22 protein-coding genes are annotated in these 19,467 nt (G+C 51.5%); 8 read left to right on the plus strand and 14 right to left on the minus strand.

Annotated features, from left to right (window positions below):
* Window positions 1-89: 89 nt before the first annotated feature.
* The 3 genes from RNAN_RS08705 to RNAN_RS08715 all read right to left on the minus strand — a co-directional run bounded on the left by RNAN_RS08705 (window position 90) and on the right by RNAN_RS08715 (window position 3,735).
* Window positions 90-1,127 carry a M48 family metallopeptidase gene (locus tag RNAN_RS08705; protein ID WP_008220849.1) on the minus strand — a complete coding sequence of 346 codons (1,038 nt, stop codon included), beginning with the start codon at window positions 1,125-1,127 and terminating at the stop codon, window positions 90-92.
* Window positions 1,127-2,212, minus strand: a complete 1,086-nt coding sequence (locus RNAN_RS08710; protein WP_008220850.1) for a YjgN family protein — start codon at window positions 2,210-2,212, stop codon at window positions 1,127-1,129. The genes RNAN_RS08705 and RNAN_RS08710 overlap by 1 nt, the downstream gene beginning before the upstream one ends.
* 143 nt (window positions 2,213-2,355) lie before the next feature.
* Window positions 2,356-3,735: a class II fumarate hydratase gene (locus RNAN_RS08715; RefSeq protein ID WP_008220851.1), complete on the minus strand. Its 1,380-nt coding sequence runs from the start codon at window positions 3,733-3,735 to the stop codon at window positions 2,356-2,358.
* Window positions 3,736-4,064: 329 nt separating this feature from the next.
* On the opposite strand from RNAN_RS08715, the gene RNAN_RS08720 reads away from it, so the two are divergent.
* From RNAN_RS08720 to RNAN_RS08745, 6 genes are read left to right on the plus strand one after another with little or no spacing between them, the layout of a single operon-like run.
* On the plus strand, window positions 4,065-6,860 hold the full coding sequence (locus tag RNAN_RS08720; RefSeq protein ID WP_008220856.1) for a monovalent cation/H+ antiporter subunit A: 2,796 nt from the start codon (window positions 4,065-4,067) through the stop codon (window positions 6,858-6,860).
* Window positions 6,860-7,213: a Na+/H+ antiporter subunit C gene (locus RNAN_RS08725; RefSeq protein WP_008220858.1), complete on the plus strand. Its 354-nt coding sequence runs from the start codon at window positions 6,860-6,862 to the stop codon at window positions 7,211-7,213. The genes RNAN_RS08720 and RNAN_RS08725 overlap by 1 nt, the downstream gene beginning before the upstream one ends.
* Complete coding sequence (locus RNAN_RS08730; RefSeq protein WP_008220862.1) at window positions 7,213-8,724, plus strand: monovalent cation/H+ antiporter subunit D; 1,512 nt, start codon at window positions 7,213-7,215, stop codon at window positions 8,722-8,724. Before RNAN_RS08725 ends, RNAN_RS08730 begins: the two co-directional genes overlap by 1 nt.
* Window positions 8,721-9,257, plus strand: a complete 537-nt coding sequence (locus RNAN_RS08735; RefSeq protein ID WP_008220864.1) for a Na+/H+ antiporter subunit E — start codon at window positions 8,721-8,723, stop codon at window positions 9,255-9,257. Before RNAN_RS08730 ends, RNAN_RS08735 begins: the two co-directional genes overlap by 4 nt.
* Window positions 9,251-9,520: a K+/H+ antiporter subunit F gene (locus RNAN_RS08740; protein ID WP_008220865.1), complete on the plus strand. Its 270-nt coding sequence runs from the start codon at window positions 9,251-9,253 to the stop codon at window positions 9,518-9,520. Before RNAN_RS08735 ends, RNAN_RS08740 begins: the two co-directional genes overlap by 7 nt.
* 8 nt (window positions 9,521-9,528) lie before the next feature.
* Window positions 9,529-9,897 carry a Na+/H+ antiporter subunit G gene (locus RNAN_RS08745; protein WP_008220868.1) on the plus strand — a complete coding sequence of 123 codons (369 nt, stop codon included), beginning with the start codon at window positions 9,529-9,531 and terminating at the stop codon, window positions 9,895-9,897.
* Between the two features lie 20 nt (window positions 9,898-9,917).
* Here RNAN_RS08745 and RNAN_RS08750 read toward each other — a convergent pair whose 3' ends face one another.
* The 11 genes from RNAN_RS08750 to RNAN_RS08800 are packed head-to-tail and all read right to left on the minus strand — an operon-like array spanning window position 9,918 to window position 17,629.
* Window positions 9,918-10,187, minus strand: coding sequence for an HPr family phosphocarrier protein (locus tag RNAN_RS08750; protein WP_008220870.1), 270 nt, complete (start codon window positions 10,185-10,187; stop codon window positions 9,918-9,920).
* 3 nt (window positions 10,188-10,190) lie between these two features.
* Window positions 10,191-11,048: an RNase adapter RapZ gene (gene rapZ / locus RNAN_RS08755; protein WP_008220873.1), complete on the minus strand. Its 858-nt coding sequence runs from the start codon at window positions 11,046-11,048 to the stop codon at window positions 10,191-10,193.
* Entirely contained in the window at window positions 11,045-11,518 is a 474-nt protein-coding gene (ptsN, locus tag RNAN_RS08760; RefSeq protein WP_008220875.1) for a PTS IIA-like nitrogen regulatory protein PtsN, read from the minus strand. Before ptsN ends, rapZ begins: the two co-directional genes overlap by 4 nt.
* Window positions 11,519-11,524: 6 nt before the next feature.
* Complete coding sequence (gene hpf, locus RNAN_RS08765; protein WP_008220877.1) at window positions 11,525-11,812, minus strand: ribosome hibernation promoting factor; 288 nt, start codon at window positions 11,810-11,812, stop codon at window positions 11,525-11,527.
* A gap of 26 nt (window positions 11,813-11,838) precedes the next feature.
* Window positions 11,839-13,317, minus strand: coding sequence for an RNA polymerase factor sigma-54 (locus RNAN_RS08770; RefSeq protein ID WP_040551909.1), 1,479 nt, complete (start codon window positions 13,315-13,317; stop codon window positions 11,839-11,841).
* Window positions 13,318-13,366: 49 nt separating this feature from the next.
* Window positions 13,367-14,089 carry an LPS export ABC transporter ATP-binding protein gene (lptB, locus tag RNAN_RS08775; RefSeq protein ID WP_008220880.1) on the minus strand — a complete coding sequence of 241 codons (723 nt, stop codon included), beginning with the start codon at window positions 14,087-14,089 and terminating at the stop codon, window positions 13,367-13,369.
* Window positions 14,086-14,571, minus strand: a complete 486-nt coding sequence (gene lptA / locus RNAN_RS08780; RefSeq protein ID WP_008220883.1) for a lipopolysaccharide transport periplasmic protein LptA — start codon at window positions 14,569-14,571, stop codon at window positions 14,086-14,088. Before lptA ends, lptB begins: the two co-directional genes overlap by 4 nt.
* Window positions 14,561-15,115 (minus strand): LPS export ABC transporter periplasmic protein LptC, encoded by a 555-nt coding sequence (gene lptC / locus RNAN_RS08785; protein WP_008220885.1) that lies wholly within the window; start codon window positions 15,113-15,115, stop codon window positions 14,561-14,563. Before lptC ends, lptA begins: the two co-directional genes overlap by 11 nt.
* Window positions 15,112-15,666 (minus strand): 3-deoxy-manno-octulosonate-8-phosphatase KdsC, encoded by a 555-nt coding sequence (gene kdsC, locus RNAN_RS08790; RefSeq protein WP_008220887.1) that lies wholly within the window; start codon window positions 15,664-15,666, stop codon window positions 15,112-15,114. The genes lptC and kdsC overlap by 4 nt, the downstream gene beginning before the upstream one ends.
* On the minus strand, window positions 15,667-16,635 hold the full coding sequence (locus RNAN_RS08795; protein WP_008220890.1) for a KpsF/GutQ family sugar-phosphate isomerase: 969 nt from the start codon (window positions 16,633-16,635) through the stop codon (window positions 15,667-15,669).
* A gap of 16 nt (window positions 16,636-16,651) precedes the next feature.
* Entirely contained in the window at window positions 16,652-17,629 is a 978-nt protein-coding gene (locus tag RNAN_RS08800; protein ID WP_008220893.1) for a calcium/sodium antiporter, read from the minus strand.
* Between the two features lie 247 nt (window positions 17,630-17,876).
* Here RNAN_RS08800 and RNAN_RS08805 point away from each other — a divergent pair, with 247 nt between their 5' ends.
* Together RNAN_RS08805 and mlaE are read left to right on the plus strand one after the other, a co-directional pair.
* Window positions 17,877-18,686 (plus strand): ATP-binding cassette domain-containing protein, encoded by an 810-nt coding sequence (locus tag RNAN_RS08805; RefSeq protein WP_008220897.1) that lies wholly within the window; start codon window positions 17,877-17,879, stop codon window positions 18,684-18,686.
* On the plus strand, window positions 18,683-19,465 hold the full coding sequence (mlaE, locus tag RNAN_RS08810; protein ID WP_008220899.1) for a lipid asymmetry maintenance ABC transporter permease subunit MlaE: 783 nt from the start codon (window positions 18,683-18,685) through the stop codon (window positions 19,463-19,465). Before RNAN_RS08805 ends, mlaE begins: the two co-directional genes overlap by 4 nt.
* Window positions 19,466-19,467 lie beyond the last annotated feature (2 nt).

The following is a 19,467-nucleotide window of genomic DNA, read 5'->3' on the forward strand; positions in this document are numbered from 1 at the left end:
CAGTGGATCCCTGTTTGAATTTTGCCGAACTATAACAATAAAGTGGCTAACAAGAAAACGGCGCCGGGGTAAGTGGCGCCGCTGTGGCGTTAATTAGCTGTAGCCTGTTCGATACGCTCGCGGGTGTCGGGGTGGGTGCTTAAGTACTTTAATAGCGCGCTGCTTTGTTCGCCATCATCGCCATGGCTGGCTAACAGTGCTGACATCGCATCAGCAAAGGCTTGAGGGGATTTACCCAGCGCCGCCAGTTTAGCTATAGCAAACTGGTCGGCTTCGCGCTCCATATCGCGCGAAAAGGCGTTTTGCAGCAGCACTGCGCCGGAGCCTAGCAACAGGTCGGCCACGCCTTCCGGGTTACCAAATACAATACCAATAACCAGGGTAGCACCCAATGACTGGGCAATCAGCCGTACACTGTGCTGGCCTTCGACATGCCCGATTTCGTGCAGCAATACCGCCAAAATGGCATCGGGTTGATCTTTTAACAGGCTAACCAGCTGATCGGTAATCACCACAGTGCCATCGGGCAGGGCAAAGGCATTAGCGCCGAAGAAATCCGACTTAAACAGATGCAACTGATACTGGCGCTGCTCTAATGACAGCTGGTTTAACGCCATCTGCCAGTGGTAGCGCACCATAGCTTGTTGCTCGGCGGGCAGCTCGGTCGGCTCCAGCGTGGTTTTTTGCAAACTGTAAAAGGTTTGCCGGCCCATTTGCTGTTTTACGCTATCAGGCACCAGCGGCACGGCGGCACTGGCCAGCATTGGCATTAAATCGACCATGATCCACCACAGCAATAAAGGCGAGAGCAGCAGCGCCGCCACGACGGACAACTTATGGCTTTCCAGGCGCTCTGCCAGTGCGCTGCGTTTAGACAGCCGCGGCCAGCGATAGTGGCTATCACTGGGCACAAAAACGGCGCCGTCGCGTAAACGCAGCTCTACCGCCAGGCCTGGCACCGCACTGCCAAAGCGGTAGTCAGGCGGGCAGGCCTGCGCCAGCTGCGTGTTGTTGTCGGTGCAGCGAATATGCAGCATGCCCTGTGGGCTAAGCTCAGCCACAGCAGCGTAAAGCGTGCTGCTGCCGGCATGCTGAAATTGGCCCTGAACGAAGATGGTGCTGTGCATTATGCCAGCGACACGTCTACGTCAAACAGGCCTGCAGCTTCTTCACCAAAGGCGTTACTGTCTTGCTGTACTTCGTCAACCAGGCTGTCGATGGCCGGATAAACCGCTACCGTGGTGACGCCAGCCAGATAGGCGGCTTTGCGGATCTTGGTCCAGGGGTAGGCCAGGCCCACCGTTACAATAATCGCCAGCAGGTTAGATAAAATCAGCCAGGCGTAGGGTATCACCTGCATTTCTGACTTAAATTTGGCCACGCCCGGCAGCTCGGTGCGTTCAAACAGGTGGTTACGGATCATGCACTGGTAAATAGCGCCACTTAGTGCAAAGCCAACAAAGTATAACGCGAACATCACTACTGAGATAAGCGCAGCGATAGCGCCGCGTCCGGCTGTGCTGTCTATACCGTCACCCACCATTACCGCACCAATAAAACCAATAATGGCAACGGCAATACCAATTACAATGGCTAAACCCATAATAGAGGCAAACGCCACTAAGGCCGCAATATAGTAAGAGCTGGTATCGGTATTTATCTGCAGTGTTTTACCGCCAAAGCTGATATTGCTAACCAGGTACTGATCCATTTTTTTCAGCGCCCACGGCATGGCCAGGTACAGGGTAAAAACCGCCAGCACCGGCAGTAACACAAAGTACTTTAATGCGCCCAGATACTCACCATGAAAGGCAAAGCGCACGTTACGGTAGCTGGTCATGCGCAGGTTAAATTTCATGCTTTGCACAATCAGCCAGGGTGACAGCAGCATAAAAGGCAGAGCCAGCAGTAAGGCCGCTTGCGGTGATAAAGATGAAAGGGCAAAGAACAGCGCAAAGATAATGACCGCAATAATACGGCCTTTTAAAATTTGTATTGGGTTGGCCAGATAACGAAATGGTTGGTTGTCAATGCGGGTATGGCCATAGAAGTACTGGTTGGTACGCACTTTGGCCCAGGCACTGTAAATGCCCAGCGTGACGATACTGAGCAGCAGGTTGACGATCCAAATGCCAAAAAATTCGCCGGCCTTACCGCTAAACGCCACCTTATCTACCCGAGGCTGCGCCATTGTTTGTTGATTATTCTCCATATTACAGCTTCCTTATTGTTATGTCGGTGTAAAACAAAGGCGTGATTATACCGATAAACCCCCACCTGATAGCAATGAATATTTATTAAAACGTTAATAAAATAGCGGCATTGAATATTCAATACCACTTTGTCTCTGGTTGATCAGGCTTTTGTCCCGCCGTTGGCCAGTTTGGCCGGGTCGAGCAGGGCCTCAAGCTCGGTGCGGCTATACTCCGTATGCTCTAAGGCAACATCCAGTATCGGCCGCTGCTGTTGGTAGGCCTGTTTGGCAATGTCGGCGGCCTTGCTGTAGCCTATTAACGGGTTAAGGGCGGTGACCAATATAGGATTAAGCGCCAGGGCTTTGGCAATGTTAGCCTCATTCACGCTAAAGCCAGCAATAGCCTGCCCGGCCAGGGCTTTACAGCCGTTGGCTAATAACTCTATGCTTTGCAGCAGGTTATACGCCACCAGCGGTAACATCACATTCAGCTCAAAGTTTCCGCTTTGGCCGGCGATGGTGATACTGGCGTCATTGCCGATCACCTGGGCGCACAGCATGGCAACGGCCTCCGGGATCACCGGGTTAACTTTGCCCGGCATAATGGACGAGCCCGGCTGCAGCGCCGGTAAGCTGATTTCCGCCAGGCCCGCCAAGGGGCCGGAGTTCATCCAGCGCAAGTCATTGCACAGTTTCATCAGGCTGACGGCTAACACCTTTAACGCACCGGAAGTCGCAACGGCCGTGTCCTGGCTGCCAATGGCACTGAAATAATTGTCTGCCGGTTGAAAGTTTTGGCCGGTCAGCGCCGACAGTTGCTGACAAAACAGCAAGGCAAAACCGGGGGCCGCGTTAATGCCGCTGCCAACTGCCGTGCCGCCTTGCGCCAGCTGTTGCAGGTTATGCTGCTGCGTTAACAGGGCGCGTTCAGCCGCCGCCAACTGTGCTTGCCAGCCGCCAAGTACCTGGCCAAAGGTAACCGGCATGGCATCCATCAGGTGGGTGCGGCCGGTTTTGACAATATGGCCAACCTGCTGGCTTTTGCTGTGAAGCGCACTTTGTAAGTGTTGCAGTGCCGGTAGCAGTTGCTGTTCAAGTGCCAGGCAGGCACTGATGTGAATGGCTGTCGGTATACAATCGTTACTGCTTTGCCCCAGATTAACATGATCGTTGGGGCTGACGGTGCTGCCCAGTTCGCGGCTGGCCAGCGTGGCCAATACTTCGTTTACATTCATATTGCTGCTGGTGGCTGAGCCGGTCTGAAATACATCCAGCGGGTAGTGTTGCATATCTGTCTGAGCCAGCTGGCTTTGTGCCGCGTTAATAATAGCGCCGGCTATCGGAGGTGCTAAGACACCCAGCTGTTGGTTGGCTGCGGCGGCAGCTTGTTTTAGCAGCAACAGGGCCTGAATAAAACGCTGCGGTAAGGTTAGCGGACTTAAGCGAAAGTTTTGCCGGGCGCGCTCAGTTTGCGCCTGATACAAGGCGGTTTCGGGTACTTCCAATGCCCCCATGCTGTCATGCTCAGTTCTGGTTTTCATCAGGTGGCTCCTGTTTGTGCTGTTGCGGGTTTTTACAAGCTTAGCCTTTGCGATAAAAAAGGCGTTTTTTACGGTAAAGTACACCGGGTTAAGTCTATGAATGGCGTGGTGTTAATAGACATTTTCGCCAGATACCGGTATAAATATTGCCGAAAGACCAGAAAAACTAACACCTGACAAACTGATTTTCAGCCCGCCTATTGTAGCAAAGGCACTCTGTCCTCTATGCTTGATCAACTGCCTATGCACATCAACAACTTAATCAGCTGGATTAAGACGGCAGGCTGAAGGCCCGGTAAGGTTAACCTAGAAAAGGATATGCGACAGCTATGACTCTCCTGTGGATTTTACTTCTGCCGCTATTGGGAAGCCTGGTGCCCGTGCTGACCGCGCGCTGGAGCCGCAGTGCCTGCGCTCTGGCCACCGCCATCCCGCCCTCTGTTGCCTTGATGCTGCTGCTGTATCACGCTGATGCCATTTTAGCCGGTGGTAGTTTAAGATTCTTCCTGTCGTGGATCCCGTTACTGGGGCTGGATATCACCATTATTCTTGATGGCCTGGCTTTTATGTTCGGCCTGCTTATTCTGGGCATCGGCCTGCTGATCATTTTGTATGCGCGCTATTACTTGTCCGAGCGCGACTCCATGCCGCGGTTCTATGCCTATTTAATGCTGTTTATGACCGCCATGCTGGGCATAGTGTTGTCGGGCAATTTGCTGCAACTATGGCTATTCTGGGAGCTGACCAGTATCAGCTCGTTTTTATTGATCAGCTTCTGGTGGCACAAAGCCGAAGCCCGGCGTGGCGCCCGCATGGCGCTTACCGTGACCGGCGCTGGCGGCTTGGCATTATTAGCCGCCTTTTTACTGATAGGCCAGGTGGTAGGCAGCTATGACCTGCAACTCGTGCTGGCCAGTTCCGAGCTTATTGTGCAGCACGCCTGGTACCCGGTTATTCTGGTACTGTTTTTACTGGGCTGCTTTACCAAGTCGGCGCAGTTTCCGTTTCATTTCTGGCTGCCCAATGCCATGGCGGCACCCACGCCGGTCAGTGCTTACTTGCATTCAGCTACCATGGTAAAAGCCGGTATCTTTTTGCTGGCACGGTTTTACCCGGCGCTATCGGGCACCGAGCTGTGGTTTATTCTGGTTAGCGTGACTGGCCTGGCCACCTTGCTGCTGGGGGCTTATCTGGCGCTGTTTAAACATGATTTAAAAGGCCTGCTGGCCTATTCTACCATCAGCCATCTGGGGCTTATCACGCTGTTATTTGGCATGGGCACCGATTTAGCCGCCGTGGCCGGCCTGTTTCATATTATTAACCATGCCACTTTTAAAGCGTCGTTGTTTATGGCCGCGGGCATTATTGACCATGAAACCGGCTCGCGTGATATGCGCAGGCTCAATGGTTTATGGCAGTTTATGCCGATTACCGCTACGCTGGCGATGGTAGCTGCCGCGGCGATGGCCGGGGTGCCGCTGCTAAATGGGTTTTTATCAAAAGAAATGTTCTTTGCCGAGACGCTGCATCAGCACCTGTTGGGCTCGTTGTCCTGGGTGATCCCGGTACTGGCAACGGTGGCCGCGGTGTTCTCCGTGGCGTACTCAATGCGCTTTATCCACGATGTGTTTTTTAATGGCCAGCCCAAAGGTTTAACCAAGACGCCGCATGAACCACCACGCTATATGCGGGTGCCGGTTGAGGTGCTGGTAGCGCTGTGTATTCTGGTAGGCTTGTTTCCCGGCTATCTGATTGGCGACCTGTTGCAGGCCGCCTCTGCTGCAGTACTGCCGGGCGCTGTACCAAGCTATAGCCTGGCAATTTGGCACGGTTTTAATCTGCCATTACTGATGAGTGCGTTGGCGCTGGTGGGCGGTATAGTGATTTACGTTAACCGCAAGCACTTGTTTGATTTTCAAAATACCTTGCCGGATGTCGATGCACTGAACAGCTTTGAACGCTCGGTAAAACGCTTTGCCGAGCGTTGTGGCCGTATTTACCAATGGCTGGACAGCGGTTCGTTGCAACGTTACATGACGCTGACGCTGTTAAGTTTTGTTGTTCTGGCCGGTTTGCCCCTGCTGGACTTAGTCACCTTGTGGGGCGGGCGTGACGAGCTACCAATTGATGCGGTTAATGCGACCGGCGCTGTTATGCTGCTGATTGCCGCCTTTGCCACCGTGCTGTGGCACCGTAAGCGGGTAGTGGCTTTGCTGATGATTTCCGTGGTAGGGCTGATGGTGTCTATCGCCTTTACCCGTTTTTCTGCGCCCGATTTAGCGCTCACCCAGCTGTCGGTTGAGGTAGTAACCATTATTCTGTTAATGCTGGCGCTGTTTTTCCTGCCGCATAAAACGCCGAAGCAATCGGAGTCGTCGCGGGTGGTGCGTGATTTAAGTATCGCCAGCCTGGTAGGGGTTATCATTGGCAGTTTAAGTTATGCACTGATGACACGACCCTTTAACACCATCTCTGATTACTTTCTGGCAAATGCCAAAACCGGTGGTGGCGGCACCAATGTGGTCAATGTGATCCTGGTGGATTTTCGCGGCTTTGACACCATGGGCGAGATCGCCGTGCTGGGTATCGCCTCACTGGGGATCTTTAAACTACTGACCCGCATACCGCTGTTTAAACCCAGCAGTGATGGTGAGGGGCGGCCCTGGGCGCTGGAGCGCCATTCGCTATTGCTGTCTACCGTGTCGCAAAGTTTGTTACCACTGGCCATCATGGTATCGATTTACATCTTCTTCCGCGGCCATAACTTACCGGGCGGCGGCTTTATTGCCGGTTTAGTCACTGCGGTGGCGATTATCCTGCAATACATTGCGCAGGGGGTAGATTGGGTAAAGGCCAGAATGAATGTGGAATACCAGCGGGTGGTTGCAGTAGGCCTGATGATTGCCCTGTTTACCGGTGCAGCAAGCTGGCTATTTAACCGGCCGTTTTTAACCTCATGGTTTGATTACTTCGATATTCCGCTGCTGGGCAAGATTGAATTGGCCAGCGCCATGGCGTTTGATTTGGGCGTTTATGTCACTGTAGTGGGCTCTACCTTATTGATCCTGGCGAGCCTGGGCAAAATGACCACAGCGCACCGGCCGGTGCATAAGGAGACCATCTGATGGAAACCCTGTTTGCCTGTTGTGTGGGTTTTTTAAGCGCCTGTGGCATCTTTTTAATGTTACGCGGCCGCACCTTCCCGGTTGTGTTGGGGCTGACCATGCTGTCTTATGCGGTAAACCTGTTTATCTTTGCGTCAGGCCGCTTAACTTTGCGTGGCGCGGCGGTACTGGGTACCAGCGAGCAATACGCTGATCCACTGCCGCAAGCCTTAGTGTTAACCGCTATCGTGATTGGCTTTGCCATGACCGCGTTTTTGGTGATCCTGGCGATACGGGCGCGGGCAGATTTAGGTAACGACCATGTCGATGGCAAATTGCCCGAAGCCGATGCCGTTAAAAAGGAGAGCCGTTGATGTGGCATTTAATTACGGCACCCATCTTGTTGCCGATGTTTACCGCGCTGTTAATTATGCTGCCGCCTATTCATTATTCACCGAACCGGCGGCGTTGGGTCAGTATGGTGTCCAGCGCCATTCAACTGGTGCTGGTAGTGCTATTGCTGTTGCAGGTGCAACAGCAGGGGCAGCTGCATTACGCCATCGGTAACTGGCAGGCACCCTTTGGCATTATTCTGGTGGCTGATACCTTGTCGGTGGTGCTGGTGTGTTTAACGTCATTTTTGGCATTGGGCGCCATTTGCTACGGTAGTGCCGGTGAAGATGAAAAAGGCTCGTTTTTTCACCCCTTATTTCAGTTTCAGGTGATGGGCATCAACGGCGCTTTTTTAACCGGTGACTTATTTAACCTGTTTGTGTTCTTTGAGGTGTTGCTGATTGCCTCTTACGCCTTGTTAATTCATGCCGGTGGCAAAAACAAAACCAAAGCAGCGGTGCACTATGTCGTGCTAAACCTGACTGGTTCGGCAATCTTTTTAATTGCGCTGGCGGTGCTGTATGGCACCACCGGCACCTTAAATATTGCGGATATGGCACAGAAGGTGGCTCAGTTGCCGGCGTCTGATCTGATGTTGGTTAAATCCGGCGCCCTGATGCTGATGATAGTGTTTGCGCTCAAAGCCGCCGTGTTACCGCTACAGTTCTGGTTGCCGGCAACCTATGCTTCAGCCTCGGCCCCGGTAGCCGCGCTGTTTGCCGTGATGACCAAGATTGGCGTTTATGCGCTGCTACGGGTGTATACCACCATTTTTGGTAGCGAGGCAGGAGCGCTGTCGGGTATTGCCGCGGACTGGCTGCTGCCGGCCGGTTTAGCCACTATTGCGCTGGGGGCCATAGGCGTCATGGCCAGTCAGGATTTTCGTAAACTGGTAGCAAATCTGGTGCTGCTGTCCGTGGGCACCCTGGTTAGTCTGGTCGCGCTACAAACCCAGCAGGCCGCTGCTGCGGCCTTGTATTATACCGTCCACTCTACGCTGGTGACGGCAGCGCTGTTTTTAATTGCCGACTTGATAGCTAACCAGCGCGGCAAAGCCGCCGATCGGCTGGTATCCGGGCGTAAAGTGGTACAACCGGTGCTGTTGGGCATGATGTTTATGGTGGGAGCGCTTAGTGTTGCGGGCTTGCCACCACTATCCGGCTTTGTCGGTAAGGTGATGTTGCTACAGTCAGTGACTGATCCCGATAACCGGCTATGGCTATGGTCCCTGGTGCTGCTGAGCAGTCTGGTGGTGATTGTCGGCTTATCCCGTGCCGGCAGTACCTTATTCTGGCGTATTAGTGGTAGCGATACTGTGGCTGAGACCGCCAAGCCATTGCAGGTGTTTGCGGTGTGCTGGTTGTTATTAGCCAGCCCCTTGCTGGTGATTTTTGCCGGCCCGCTGACCGAGCTGTCGCTGCAGGCGGCGGCCCAGCTGTATGACACCAACACGGCTGTGCAATTGATTTTAGGCCAGGAGGTGACGCCATGAGGTTTAAGCCGAAGTTTCGCTGGTTGCCAACGCCTTATCGCAGTGTACTGTTGTTTGTGGTCTGGTTGCTGTTAAACCAGAGCGTTGAAGCGGTGCATGTGTTTTTTGGCATCTTACTGGCGTTGGTTATTCCGCTATTGACGCTGCGGTTTCGCGACCCTCAGCCTCTGATAGAGCGGCCAATGCTGGCGCTACGTTATATTTTGCGGGTGTTTGGTGACATTATTACGGCCAATGCCCAGGTTGCGGTGTTAATACTGGGGCCTAAACAGCGATTAAACCCGGCGTTTGTCAGGGTGCCGCTGGACTTACAGCATGAACTGCCAATTACCATTTTAGCCAGTACGGTGTCGATGACGCCGGGGACGGTCAGTGCTGAAATTTACCCCTGTGTTGAGCAACTTTCTGAAGGCGAGGTACTACCGCAGCGTTGGCTACTGATCCATGTGCTGAACCTGAAAGACGAAGCTCAGCTTATTGCCGAGATCAAACAGCGTTATGAAGCACCGCTGAAGGAGATTTTTCAATGCTAAACAATGTCATCATGCTGGTGTTTGCCATGATTAGCGTGGCCTTGCTGCTGAATTTATGGCGCCTGCTGCGGGGGCCCAGCTTGCCGGATCGCATTCTGGCGCTGGATACTATGTATATCAACAGCATAGCGCTGATTATTCTGTACGGTTTGCTGATGGGCTCGCCGTTGTATTTTGAAGCCGCCTTGTTGATTGCAATGCTGGGCTTTGTCAGCACCGTGGCCGTATGCAAGTTTTTGCTACGTGGCGATATTATTGAATAGGAGCGGCTATGCAAAACTGGATCGAGTGGGCAGTGGCGTTTTTTCTGTTATTAGGTGGCAGCTTTGTGTTGATAGGTTCTATTGGCTTAACCCGCATGCCCGACTTTTTTATGCGGCTACATGGGCCAACTAAAGCAACCACCCTGGGCATGGGCGGCATTTTGCTGGGTTCAATTTTCTTTTTTAGTCTGTCAGGTGGGGTGAGTGTGCATGAGCTTTTGATCACCATCTTTTTGCTGATCACGGCGCCTATCAGCGCACATATGCTGATAAAGACGGCATTGCACCACAAATTAAAAGCCATCAATAAGACCAAGGGGTTGGATAATGTACAGCCGGCGCAAAGCAAACAACATAGCCGTAAACCCTTGCCATAGCGCTGGTTTACGCGGTTAATTTATTGTTCGTCAAAGCCGTTATTGATTAAGTCGACCACAGCGCAAAGCGCCTGTTCAGCGTCATCACCCTGGGTACATACTTCCAGGGTTTTTCCTTTACTGCTGGCCAGCATTAACAGCGCCAGCACACTGCTGGCATCGGCGGTTTTGTCGTCTTGTACCAGCTCTATTCTGGCTTGAAACTGCTGGCATAACTGCGCCAGTTTAGTGGCAGCGCGGGCATGCAAGCCCAGCTGATTGACAATGGTAACGGTTTGACGACATTGCATCACTTAAGCCTTGTGGTGGCGTGCCAGCTCGCGGTGACGAACCTGTACATCGTCGCGTGAGCTGCGATAACTTTCAACCAGGCTTTCTACCATATAAACAGAGCGATGCTGGCCACCGGTGCAGCCGATGGCAATCGTCAGATAACTGCGGTTATTGCGCTCCAGCTGTGGCAGCCAGGTACTGATAAAGCTGTTAATTTGCCAGATATACTTGGCAACAACGGGTTGGGCCGCCAGATAATCTTTCACTGGCTGGTCGAGCCCGGTCAGCGGTTTTAAATCCGGCTCCCAATGCGGGTTGGGTAAAAAGCGGGCGTCAAACACAAAGTCGGCGTCTTTTGGGATACCGTACTTAAAACCAAAAGATTCAAACAAAATAACCAACCGGCCGGTTTTCTGGCCCAGAATGCGCTCACGCAGTTGTTCTGCCAGCTGGTGCACGTTCAGATCGGTGGTATCAATATATAAGTCAGCCCGGCTGGAGATAGGGTCCAGCAGCTGCTGTTCGCGCTGTATGGCTTCATCCAGGGACATGGCCTGATGTGACAGCGGGTGCAGCCGGCGGGTTTCACTAAAGCGTTTAATTAAGCTGGCGTGATCGGCATCCAGGTAAAGTATGGTCAGGTCGAGTTTGCGTGGCAGATAAGACAGAATTTCAGCCAGCTCGTTCGGATCTTGTGGCAGGTTTCGCACATCAATACTAACGGCGACACGCTCATACTGCCCCATGACGGTAGTAGCCAGCGTGGGCAGCAGATTAACCGGAATGTTGTCGACACAGTAGTAGCCTAAGTCTTCCATCACCCTCAGAGCGACAGATTTGCCCGAGCCGGAACGACCACTGACTACCAGCAGCTTCATTTATTGGCGTCCACTGCGCTGTAATCCACCAACAGCTGATACAACTCCTGGTTGGTTTGGGCATGGCGGATTTTTTTGGTTAATTCTTTCTGGCTGAGCAGCTTGGCAATGCCGGCCAGGGTACTAAGGTGGGCCTGACACTGTTCTTCCGGAATTAAAATAGCGCAAAAAATATCGACCGGCTGATTGTCTATCGCGTCAAATGGGATGGCTTCTTTACTGACGACAAATACCAGTACCGGCTGGGTCACGCATTTTAACTTACCGTGCGGTATCGCGATACCGCCACCAATGCCGGTAGAGCCAAGCTTTTCCCGTGTCATCAGCGCCTCAAGAATACTGTACTCGGACATCTCTGGCAGCTGTTGATGGGCCAGCTCAGCGATGTACTCGAGGATCCGTTTTTTGCTATTAAAAAGAACTGCACTTTTGGTGCAGTTCTCAGCAAGCATTGCAGTTAAATTCATCATGTCAGGTTAGTGTCGGGCTATTTTCTCTTTATGCTTAATCACCTGGCGATCGAGTTTATCTATCAGCTGGTCGATAGCGGCATACATATTTTCATCTTCAGAAACCGCGAAAACTTCACCGCCGTTCAGGTGTAGCTTGGCTTCAGCAATCTGTTTCAATTTTTCCACGTTTAGGATCACATGTACATTGTTTATATGATCAAAATGCCGTTCCAGCTTAGCAAACTTGCTGTCCACGTACTCTTTTAAGGCTTCAGTAATTTCAACATGGCGACCAGTTAGATTGATTTGCATAGACATATTCCTTCTTTTAGGCTTATTTACAGCAAGGTCTTGCGTTGATTTGACGGTGGAATAAACAGCGATTCACGGTATTTGGCAATGGTGCGTCGTGCTACGTTAATTCCCTGCTCCAGCAAAATATCGGCCATCTTACTGTCACTCAGCGGTTTGGCCGGGTTTTCCGCCGCCACTAATTTTTTAATAAATGCCCTGATAGCAGTAGATGAACATTCACCGCCACTCTCTGTACTCACATGACTGGAAAAAAAGAATTTAAGTTCAAAGATCCCTCTGGGTGTGTGCATATATTTCTGGGTGGTAACCCGGGAAATAGTGGACTCATGCATGCCGACCATCTCTGCTACGTCATTTAACACCATAGGCTTCATGGCCTCTTCACCATGCTCAAAAAATGCCTGCTGCTGTTGCACAATACAGTTGGCCACTTTTAATAAGGTTTCGTTGCGGCTTTCCAGGCTCTTTAAAAACCATTTGGCTTCCTGCAGATGCGAGCGGATAAACTGGCTGTCTGAGGCGTTTCTGGCAGTTCTGGACATCGCCGCATACTGCTGGTTAATGCGCACTTTTGGCATGGCATCCGGGTTTAGCTCAACCTGCCAGCGACCTTTCACCTTAGTAACACTCACGTCCGGTATTACGTACTGCTGTTCTTGCCGTATTACATCGGCGCCGGGCCTTGGGTTTAAACTGTGGATCAGGCGCATCACTTCTTTCAGTTCATCCTCTTTGAGTTTAGTCACCCGCATCAAAGAACGAAAGTCACGATTAGCTAAAAATTCGGTGTGGTCACGGATCAGGCTTTGTGCCTCGCTGAGAAAGGGCGTAGCTGCATCGAATTGACGTAGCTGCACCAACAGGCATTCCTGCACCGAGCGGGCCCCCACGCCAACCGGGTCGAACAACTGAATGCGTTTGATCACCGCTTCCACTTCATCGGCCTCTACATCCGGTAAGCCCAGTGAGTCGAGGATGTCTTCACAGCTGATGGTTAATAAGCCATTGTCGTCAATGGCCTCAATAATAATTTCGGCAATGGCGCGGTCGGTATCAGAAAAGGGCGTTAGCTGCATTTGCCAGCGCAGATAATCTTGCAGGGTTTCACTGGTTTCACCCTGATAAACGAAATCTTCATCCGGATTGCCGGCACTACCGGCACTGACCGGCTCAGCACTGACTAGATCATCCCAGTTATTATCCAGCGGTAAGTCTTCCTGAATATTTTGCTCGGTCATTGCCTCACTGCTGTCAGGCTCGGCGGGTTCAAAGCTGTCATCCAGCGGCTGATCGCTGTGCTCCTGTGGCTCACTGCTGCTTTTGGCATCGGGCGTGAAACTGTCAAACTCCTCGTCGGCTTCCAGCAGTGGGTTAGCATCAAGGGCTTCCTGAATTTCCTGCTGCAACTCTATCGTCGACAACTGTAACAGGCGAATAGCCTGCTGCAATTGTGGCGTCATGGTTAGCTGCTGTCCTAAGCGAAGTTGCAAAGAGGGTTTCATCTACTTCTACCGTTCTCCTGAATCACGCGCTGTTGTTGTTTTTTGCTAACTATAGCCTGAATTGCTCACCCAGGTATACATCGCGCACTTTCTGATTGGCCAGTACGTCTTGTGGTGCGCCGGACGCTATCAGCTCACCATGACTGACAATGTAGGCGATTTCACACACATCAAGGGTTTCACGCACATTATGGTCGGTAATCAACACGCCGATGCCACGTTGCGCCAGATGCTGAATAATTTTTTTAATATCCAGCACCGAAATAGGGTCAACACCGGCAAAAGGCTCGTCCAGCAGAATAAAGGCCGGGTTAGCCGCCAGTGCGCGGGCAATTTCTACCCGGCGCCGCTCACCGCCGGATAGGCTCATGCCCAGGCTATGTTTAATGTGGCCTATGTGAAACTCTTCGAGTAAATCGTCAGCAATTTCTTCCCGTTGCGTGCGGCTTAAATCTTTACGGGTTTGCAAAATAGCCAATAAATTGTCGTACACACTGAGTTTGCGGAAAATAGAGCTTTCCTGTGGCAGGTAGCCAATACCGCAACGGGCCCGCTCGTGGATTGGGCTGAAGGTAATATCCTGCTCATTGAGGCTGATATGGCCTTTATCAGAGGGTACCAAACCCACAATCATGTAAAAGGTGGTGGTTTTACCGGCCCCATTTGGGCCGAGCAAGCCAACAATCTGGCCGGCGTTCACCGACAGGCTGACATCCTTTACGACTTGCCGGCCTTTATAACTTTTAGCCAGATGTGAGGCGACTAACTTCATGGATTGTTCTTTTCCTCTGGCGTAAAAATGGTGGTGACCCGCTTAGAGTCGTTACTTTCGGCACTGAGCTGCTTTTTCTCGACGTTATAGCGGATAACCGAGGCTTTTACTACACTGCCACTTTGTGTCAGTTCGGCATCGCCGCTGAGCGTCAGGGTGCGGCTGGAAGGCTCGTAACGCATTTGCGCTGCCGTAGCGGTTACCGGCTGGCCGTTATCCAGTTGCTGTGAGTAACTTACCGGGCTGCCGGTTGCGGTATACACCTCTTTACCCTTGCCGGCACTGGCATCAATTTCCAGTTGATCGGCTTTCATTTGTAAAGAACCTTGCGTTATCAGCACGTTAGAGCGGTAGGTGAGGATGTTTTCCTCTACCGACACCAGTTGGTCGGCGTCTATTTGAATCTGCTGGCTGTAGTCTGGTTGGGCGGCGCTCAGGCTGGCGCAGCCAAAACATAATGCTAAAAAAAACTTAGTTTTCATGCTGATATACCGTTTTATCATGCTGTAATAGCTGGAAGGTTTTACTTTTCAGGTCTGCGTTAATACCGTTGCCGAGAATATAAAACCCCTGACCCTGAATTCTAACCGGGTGATTATTAATCAAGGCATTGCTGGGAAACAACATTTCCAGTTGCTCGGTTTCAATACGTTGGATCAATTCGTTTTGTTGCTGACTGACAATTTGTACCTGCTGCTCCAGAATGATCTTATCCTGTGGAAACCACACTGCATAGCGGCTGCTGGCACGCCAGTTTGGCTGCTGCTGTGCGTTGTACAGGGTATACACTGGCTGTTCAAACTGGGTAAAACCGAGTTGGGCAAAATGCTCAAGCCGCTCTGCACTGACAGTGTCAGCCAGATAGCCCTCGGCGTTGTATAGCCTTCGGGTAACGTTTTGCGCGACATAATCAGGCAACAGCTCTTGATCGGTCTTTAGCGGGTCTGTCAGCTCTGCCGGTTCAAACCAGAGGTAAAGTGCTGTTGCAGTTAATGCCAGGACCACCAAGGTCAGCAGTTTTCTCATGCGCTGCTTCCGTCGAACAAACCAAATTTCTGCTGACTGATGAGCAGTAAATCACACAGCTCTCTGACCGCACCAAAGCCACCGTTTAAGCTGGTAACATAACCGGCATGCTTTACCAGGTAAGGGTGAGCATCCTTCACTGCTACCGCCAGGCCGCAGTGTTGCATCACCTGCCAGTCGGCCAGATCATCGCCGATATAGGCAACATTGGCGGCGTTAAGTTGCAATTTTTGCAGGAGCTCTTCAAAAGCCGCCAGCTTATTTTCCTGGCCTTGATAAATGTACTGTACGCTCAGTGCCGTCATGCGCTGCTGCACTATGGCAGAGTTGCGACCGGTAATTACCGCGACTTCGACGCCGGCCTGACGCAGTGCTTTAATGCCGTAGCCATCGCGGGTGTGAAAGGCTTTTAGCTCTTCGCCATTATTACCCAGGTAAATGCGGCCATCAGAAAATACGCCATCAACATCGCAAATTAGCAGTTTTATCTGGCTGGCGCGTTCTAAGGTTGGCTGGTTAATCCTTTGATATAGCTCGCTAAAAAGACTCACTTACATTACCCCTGCACGTAATAAGTCATGCATATTCATCGCGCCTACCGGGACTTTATGCTCATCGACAATAATAAGACCGTTAATTTTTTTCTGCTGCATAATTTGCAGCGCCTCAGCCGCCAACATCTGCGCATTAGCGGTGATACAGTTTCTGGTCATCACTTCAGCGATCTGGCTGCTGTGAATGTCGATACGTAAATCCAGTAAGCGGCGTAAATCGCCGTCAGTGAATATACCAGCCAGATGACCATCAGGCTGGGTAATCGCAGTCATGCCCAAGCCTTTTTTCGAAATCTCCAGCAAGGCATCTTTGATCGTGGCATTGCTGGGCACCACGGGCAGCTCTTCACCGCGATGCATAATATCTTCAAGTCGCAGCAGCAACTTGCGTCCCAGACTGCCACCAGGATGTGACAGGGCGAAATCGTCAGCTGAGAAACCACGCGCATCCAACAAAGACACCGCTAAGGCATCGCCCATCGCCAGCGTTGCTGTGGTGCTGGCCGTGGGGGCTAAGCCCAGTGGACAGGCTTCTTGTTCTACCTTTACACAAAGATGAGCATCAGCCAGCTTAGCCAGGGTAGACGCCGGGTTGCCGGTCATGGCAATAAGTTTTATGCCCAGGCGTTTAATCACCGGCACTATGGTTAACACTTCGGCAGTTTCACCGGAGTTCGAAATAGCAATAACAACATCATCCCGGGTCAGCATACCCAAATCACCATGGCTGGCTTCACCAGGGTGGACAAAAAATGCCGGCGAACCGGTAGAGGCCAAGGTGGCAGCAATTTTACTGCCAATGTGACCCGATTTACCCATACCTGTGACAATAGTTTTACCTCTGCTGTCTAGTATAAGCTGACAAGCCAGATCAAAACTGCCATCAAGATATTGCTGTAGCTGAGCTACCGCTGCGGCTTCAATTTTCAGTACCTCAGCAGCGCGGCTTCTAAAATCTGTATGCATAGGACGTCTCTGTCTGTTAACGGTTAAGGCTGTAGAACAGTAAATACTGATAACCCGCAAAAGCAGCCAGCAGTATAGCGCCTTCAGCACGGTTAATGCGTTGAATACTTCCTAAGCGCAATGACATTAACAGCATGACCAGCGTGGCACCCAGCATAACGTAGCCATCGCGACCTGCCGCCATGGGATCCAGACTCGCCGGACCGATAACAGCTCCTAATCCGAGTACAGCGAGAATATTAAAAATGTTAGAGCCAATAATATTGCCAAGCGCTAAATCGTCTTCACCTTTTAAAATACCAATGACACTGGCGGCCAGTTCCGGCAGGCTGGTGCCAATAGCAATAATTGTCAGGCCTATGACGAGATCGCTAAGGCCGGCATAGCGTGCAATCGTCACGGCGCCGTGCACCAGCAACTGCGAACTGGCTAGCAGCAGGGCCAAACCGGCGATTACCCATAGTATCGCTTTGAACAGAGGCGCCGGCTCGGGTAATTCGGCATTGATTTCAGCCACCAGAGGGTCATCGGTACGGGCGTGCTTGCCCCAGTAAACCAGCAAACAGAGAAAACTAACAAAGGCTATCAGCAGTAATATGCCTTCAGTTCGGGTTAAGGCATTGTCTGAGATAAAGTAGTAACCCAGTAAGGTGCAAAGCAGCAACAGCGGGTATTCACGTTTTAGCGTCAATGATGACACTGCAATAGGTTTTAGTAAGGCGGCTGCACCAATAACCAACAAAATATTGGTGATGTTTGAACCCAACGCATTACCGACAGAGGTATCGATGCGACCTTGCCAGGCGGCACTGGCTGATACCAGCATTTCTGGTGCTGATGAGCCCATGGCAACAATGGTTAGGCCAATAACCATAGGAGAAATACCCGCCGTGCGGGCGACAGAGGCGGCGCCAAACACGAAACGGTCGGCACTCCAGATCAATAAGATCAAGCCGACCACAACAAAAATAATGGCTAATAACAGCGGCGACAAAGCAAATTCCTTAAGTGTTACCAGGCGATCAACGGTTATTTTCCAGTTTATTGCCATTAATTGCAAAAAAAGCTGTGCTCGTGCGTAGTCATCGATTTTTCGCACAGTTTGTTACGATTTTTTGTAACGACTTTATCGGGCAACACGTTTACAATATTGCAGCTTTGACCGACCTTTGATTGAAAACATACATAGTTGTATGTATATTGCATCGCAATAAGAGTAAGCCTGCAGGCAGGCAAAGAGAGTGAATTTGGCAGATATTCTGATTGATATACAGCAACTGAACTTCAGCCGGGGTGAGCGCGTAATTTACCGCGATCTGAATATGCAGTTTGTCCGTGGCAAAGTAACGGCCATTATGGGCCCCAGCGGCATCGGCAAAACCACCCTATTGCGGCTGATTGGCGGGCAGTTAAAACCTGACAGTGGCAAAATACTGTTTGATGGCCAGGATATTCCGCAATTGTCCCGCCGCGCCTTGTATCAGCTGCGCAAACGTATGAGTATGCTGTTTCAAAGCGGTGCCTTATTCAGTGAAATGTCGGTGTTTGATAACGTCGCTTTTCCGATCCGTGAGCACACCAAGCTACCGGAGTCTTTGATCCGGCTGATTGTATTGATGAAACTGGAAGCTGTCGGGCTTAGGGGCGCACGGGATCTAATGCCGGCAGAGCTGTCCGGTGGTATGGCGAGGCGCGCAGCACTGGCACGGGCCATAGCGCTTGATCCTGAGCTGATTATGTATGACGAGCCCTTTGCCGGGCAGGACCCGATTTCGATGGGCGTGATAGTGCGGCTTATCAAGTCATTAAATAACGCGCTGGGTTTAACCTCAGTCGTGGTATCACATGATGTCACTGAAGTGATGAGCATTGCAGATTATGTTTATGTCGTCGCTGAACAGACGGTGATAGGTGAGGGCACGCCAGAGCAACTACGGGCGCACCCATCGGCGCTGGTACAGCAATTTTTGCAAGGTGAAGCTGATGGTGCAGTACCGTTTCATTTTAAAGCGGCACCTTATGCCACTGAGCTTATGGAGTTAGCCAGGTGATTGCAGACAAACTACAACAACTGGGCGCTGCCACCATTAACAGCGTGACTGGCTTTGGCCGGGCCGGCTTAATGCTGTTTGGTGCCCTGATAGGTAAACCGGATCTGCGTAAAGGGCTGCCACTGCTGATTAAACAGCTGTACGTGATTGGCGTGTTGTCGCTGTTGATCATTCTGGTGTCGGGGCTATTTATCGGCATGGTGCTGGCATTGCAAGGCTACACCGTATTAGTGAAGTTTGGCGCCGAGCAAATGCTGGGGCCTTTAGTTGCCCTGAGCTTATTGCGTGAGCTTGGGCCTGTGGTGGCGGCATTACTGTTTGCCGGGCGCGCCGGCAGCGCCCTTACCGCTGAAATTGGCCTGATGAAGGCTACTGAACAACTCTCCAGCATGGAGATGATGGCGGTTGACCCATTGCGGCGCATAATAGCCCCGCGTTTTTGGGCCGGCGTGATCAGCTTGCCGCTGTTGGCCATTATTTTTACCGCTGTAGGTATTTTGGGCGGGCATTTGGTCGGCGTGGACTGGTTGGGCGTAGATGGCGGCGGTTACTGGTCTGCCATGCAGGCAAACGTCGATTTTTACGAAGATGTGCTTAACGGCGTGATCAAAAGCGTGGTGTTTGCGTTAATCGTAATATGGATAGCCCTGCACAAAGGGTTTGATGCAGTGCCAACCTCGGAAGGGATCAGCGCAGCAACAACACAAACTGTGGTAACAGCATCGCTTGCTGTATTGGGTTTTGATTTTATTTTAACTGCATTAATGTTTGGTGGATAACA

Source organism: Rheinheimera nanhaiensis E407-8 (genome assembly GCF_000296695.1).
Taxonomy (GTDB): Bacteria; Pseudomonadota; Gammaproteobacteria; order Enterobacterales; family Alteromonadaceae; genus Alishewanella; species Alishewanella nanhaiensis.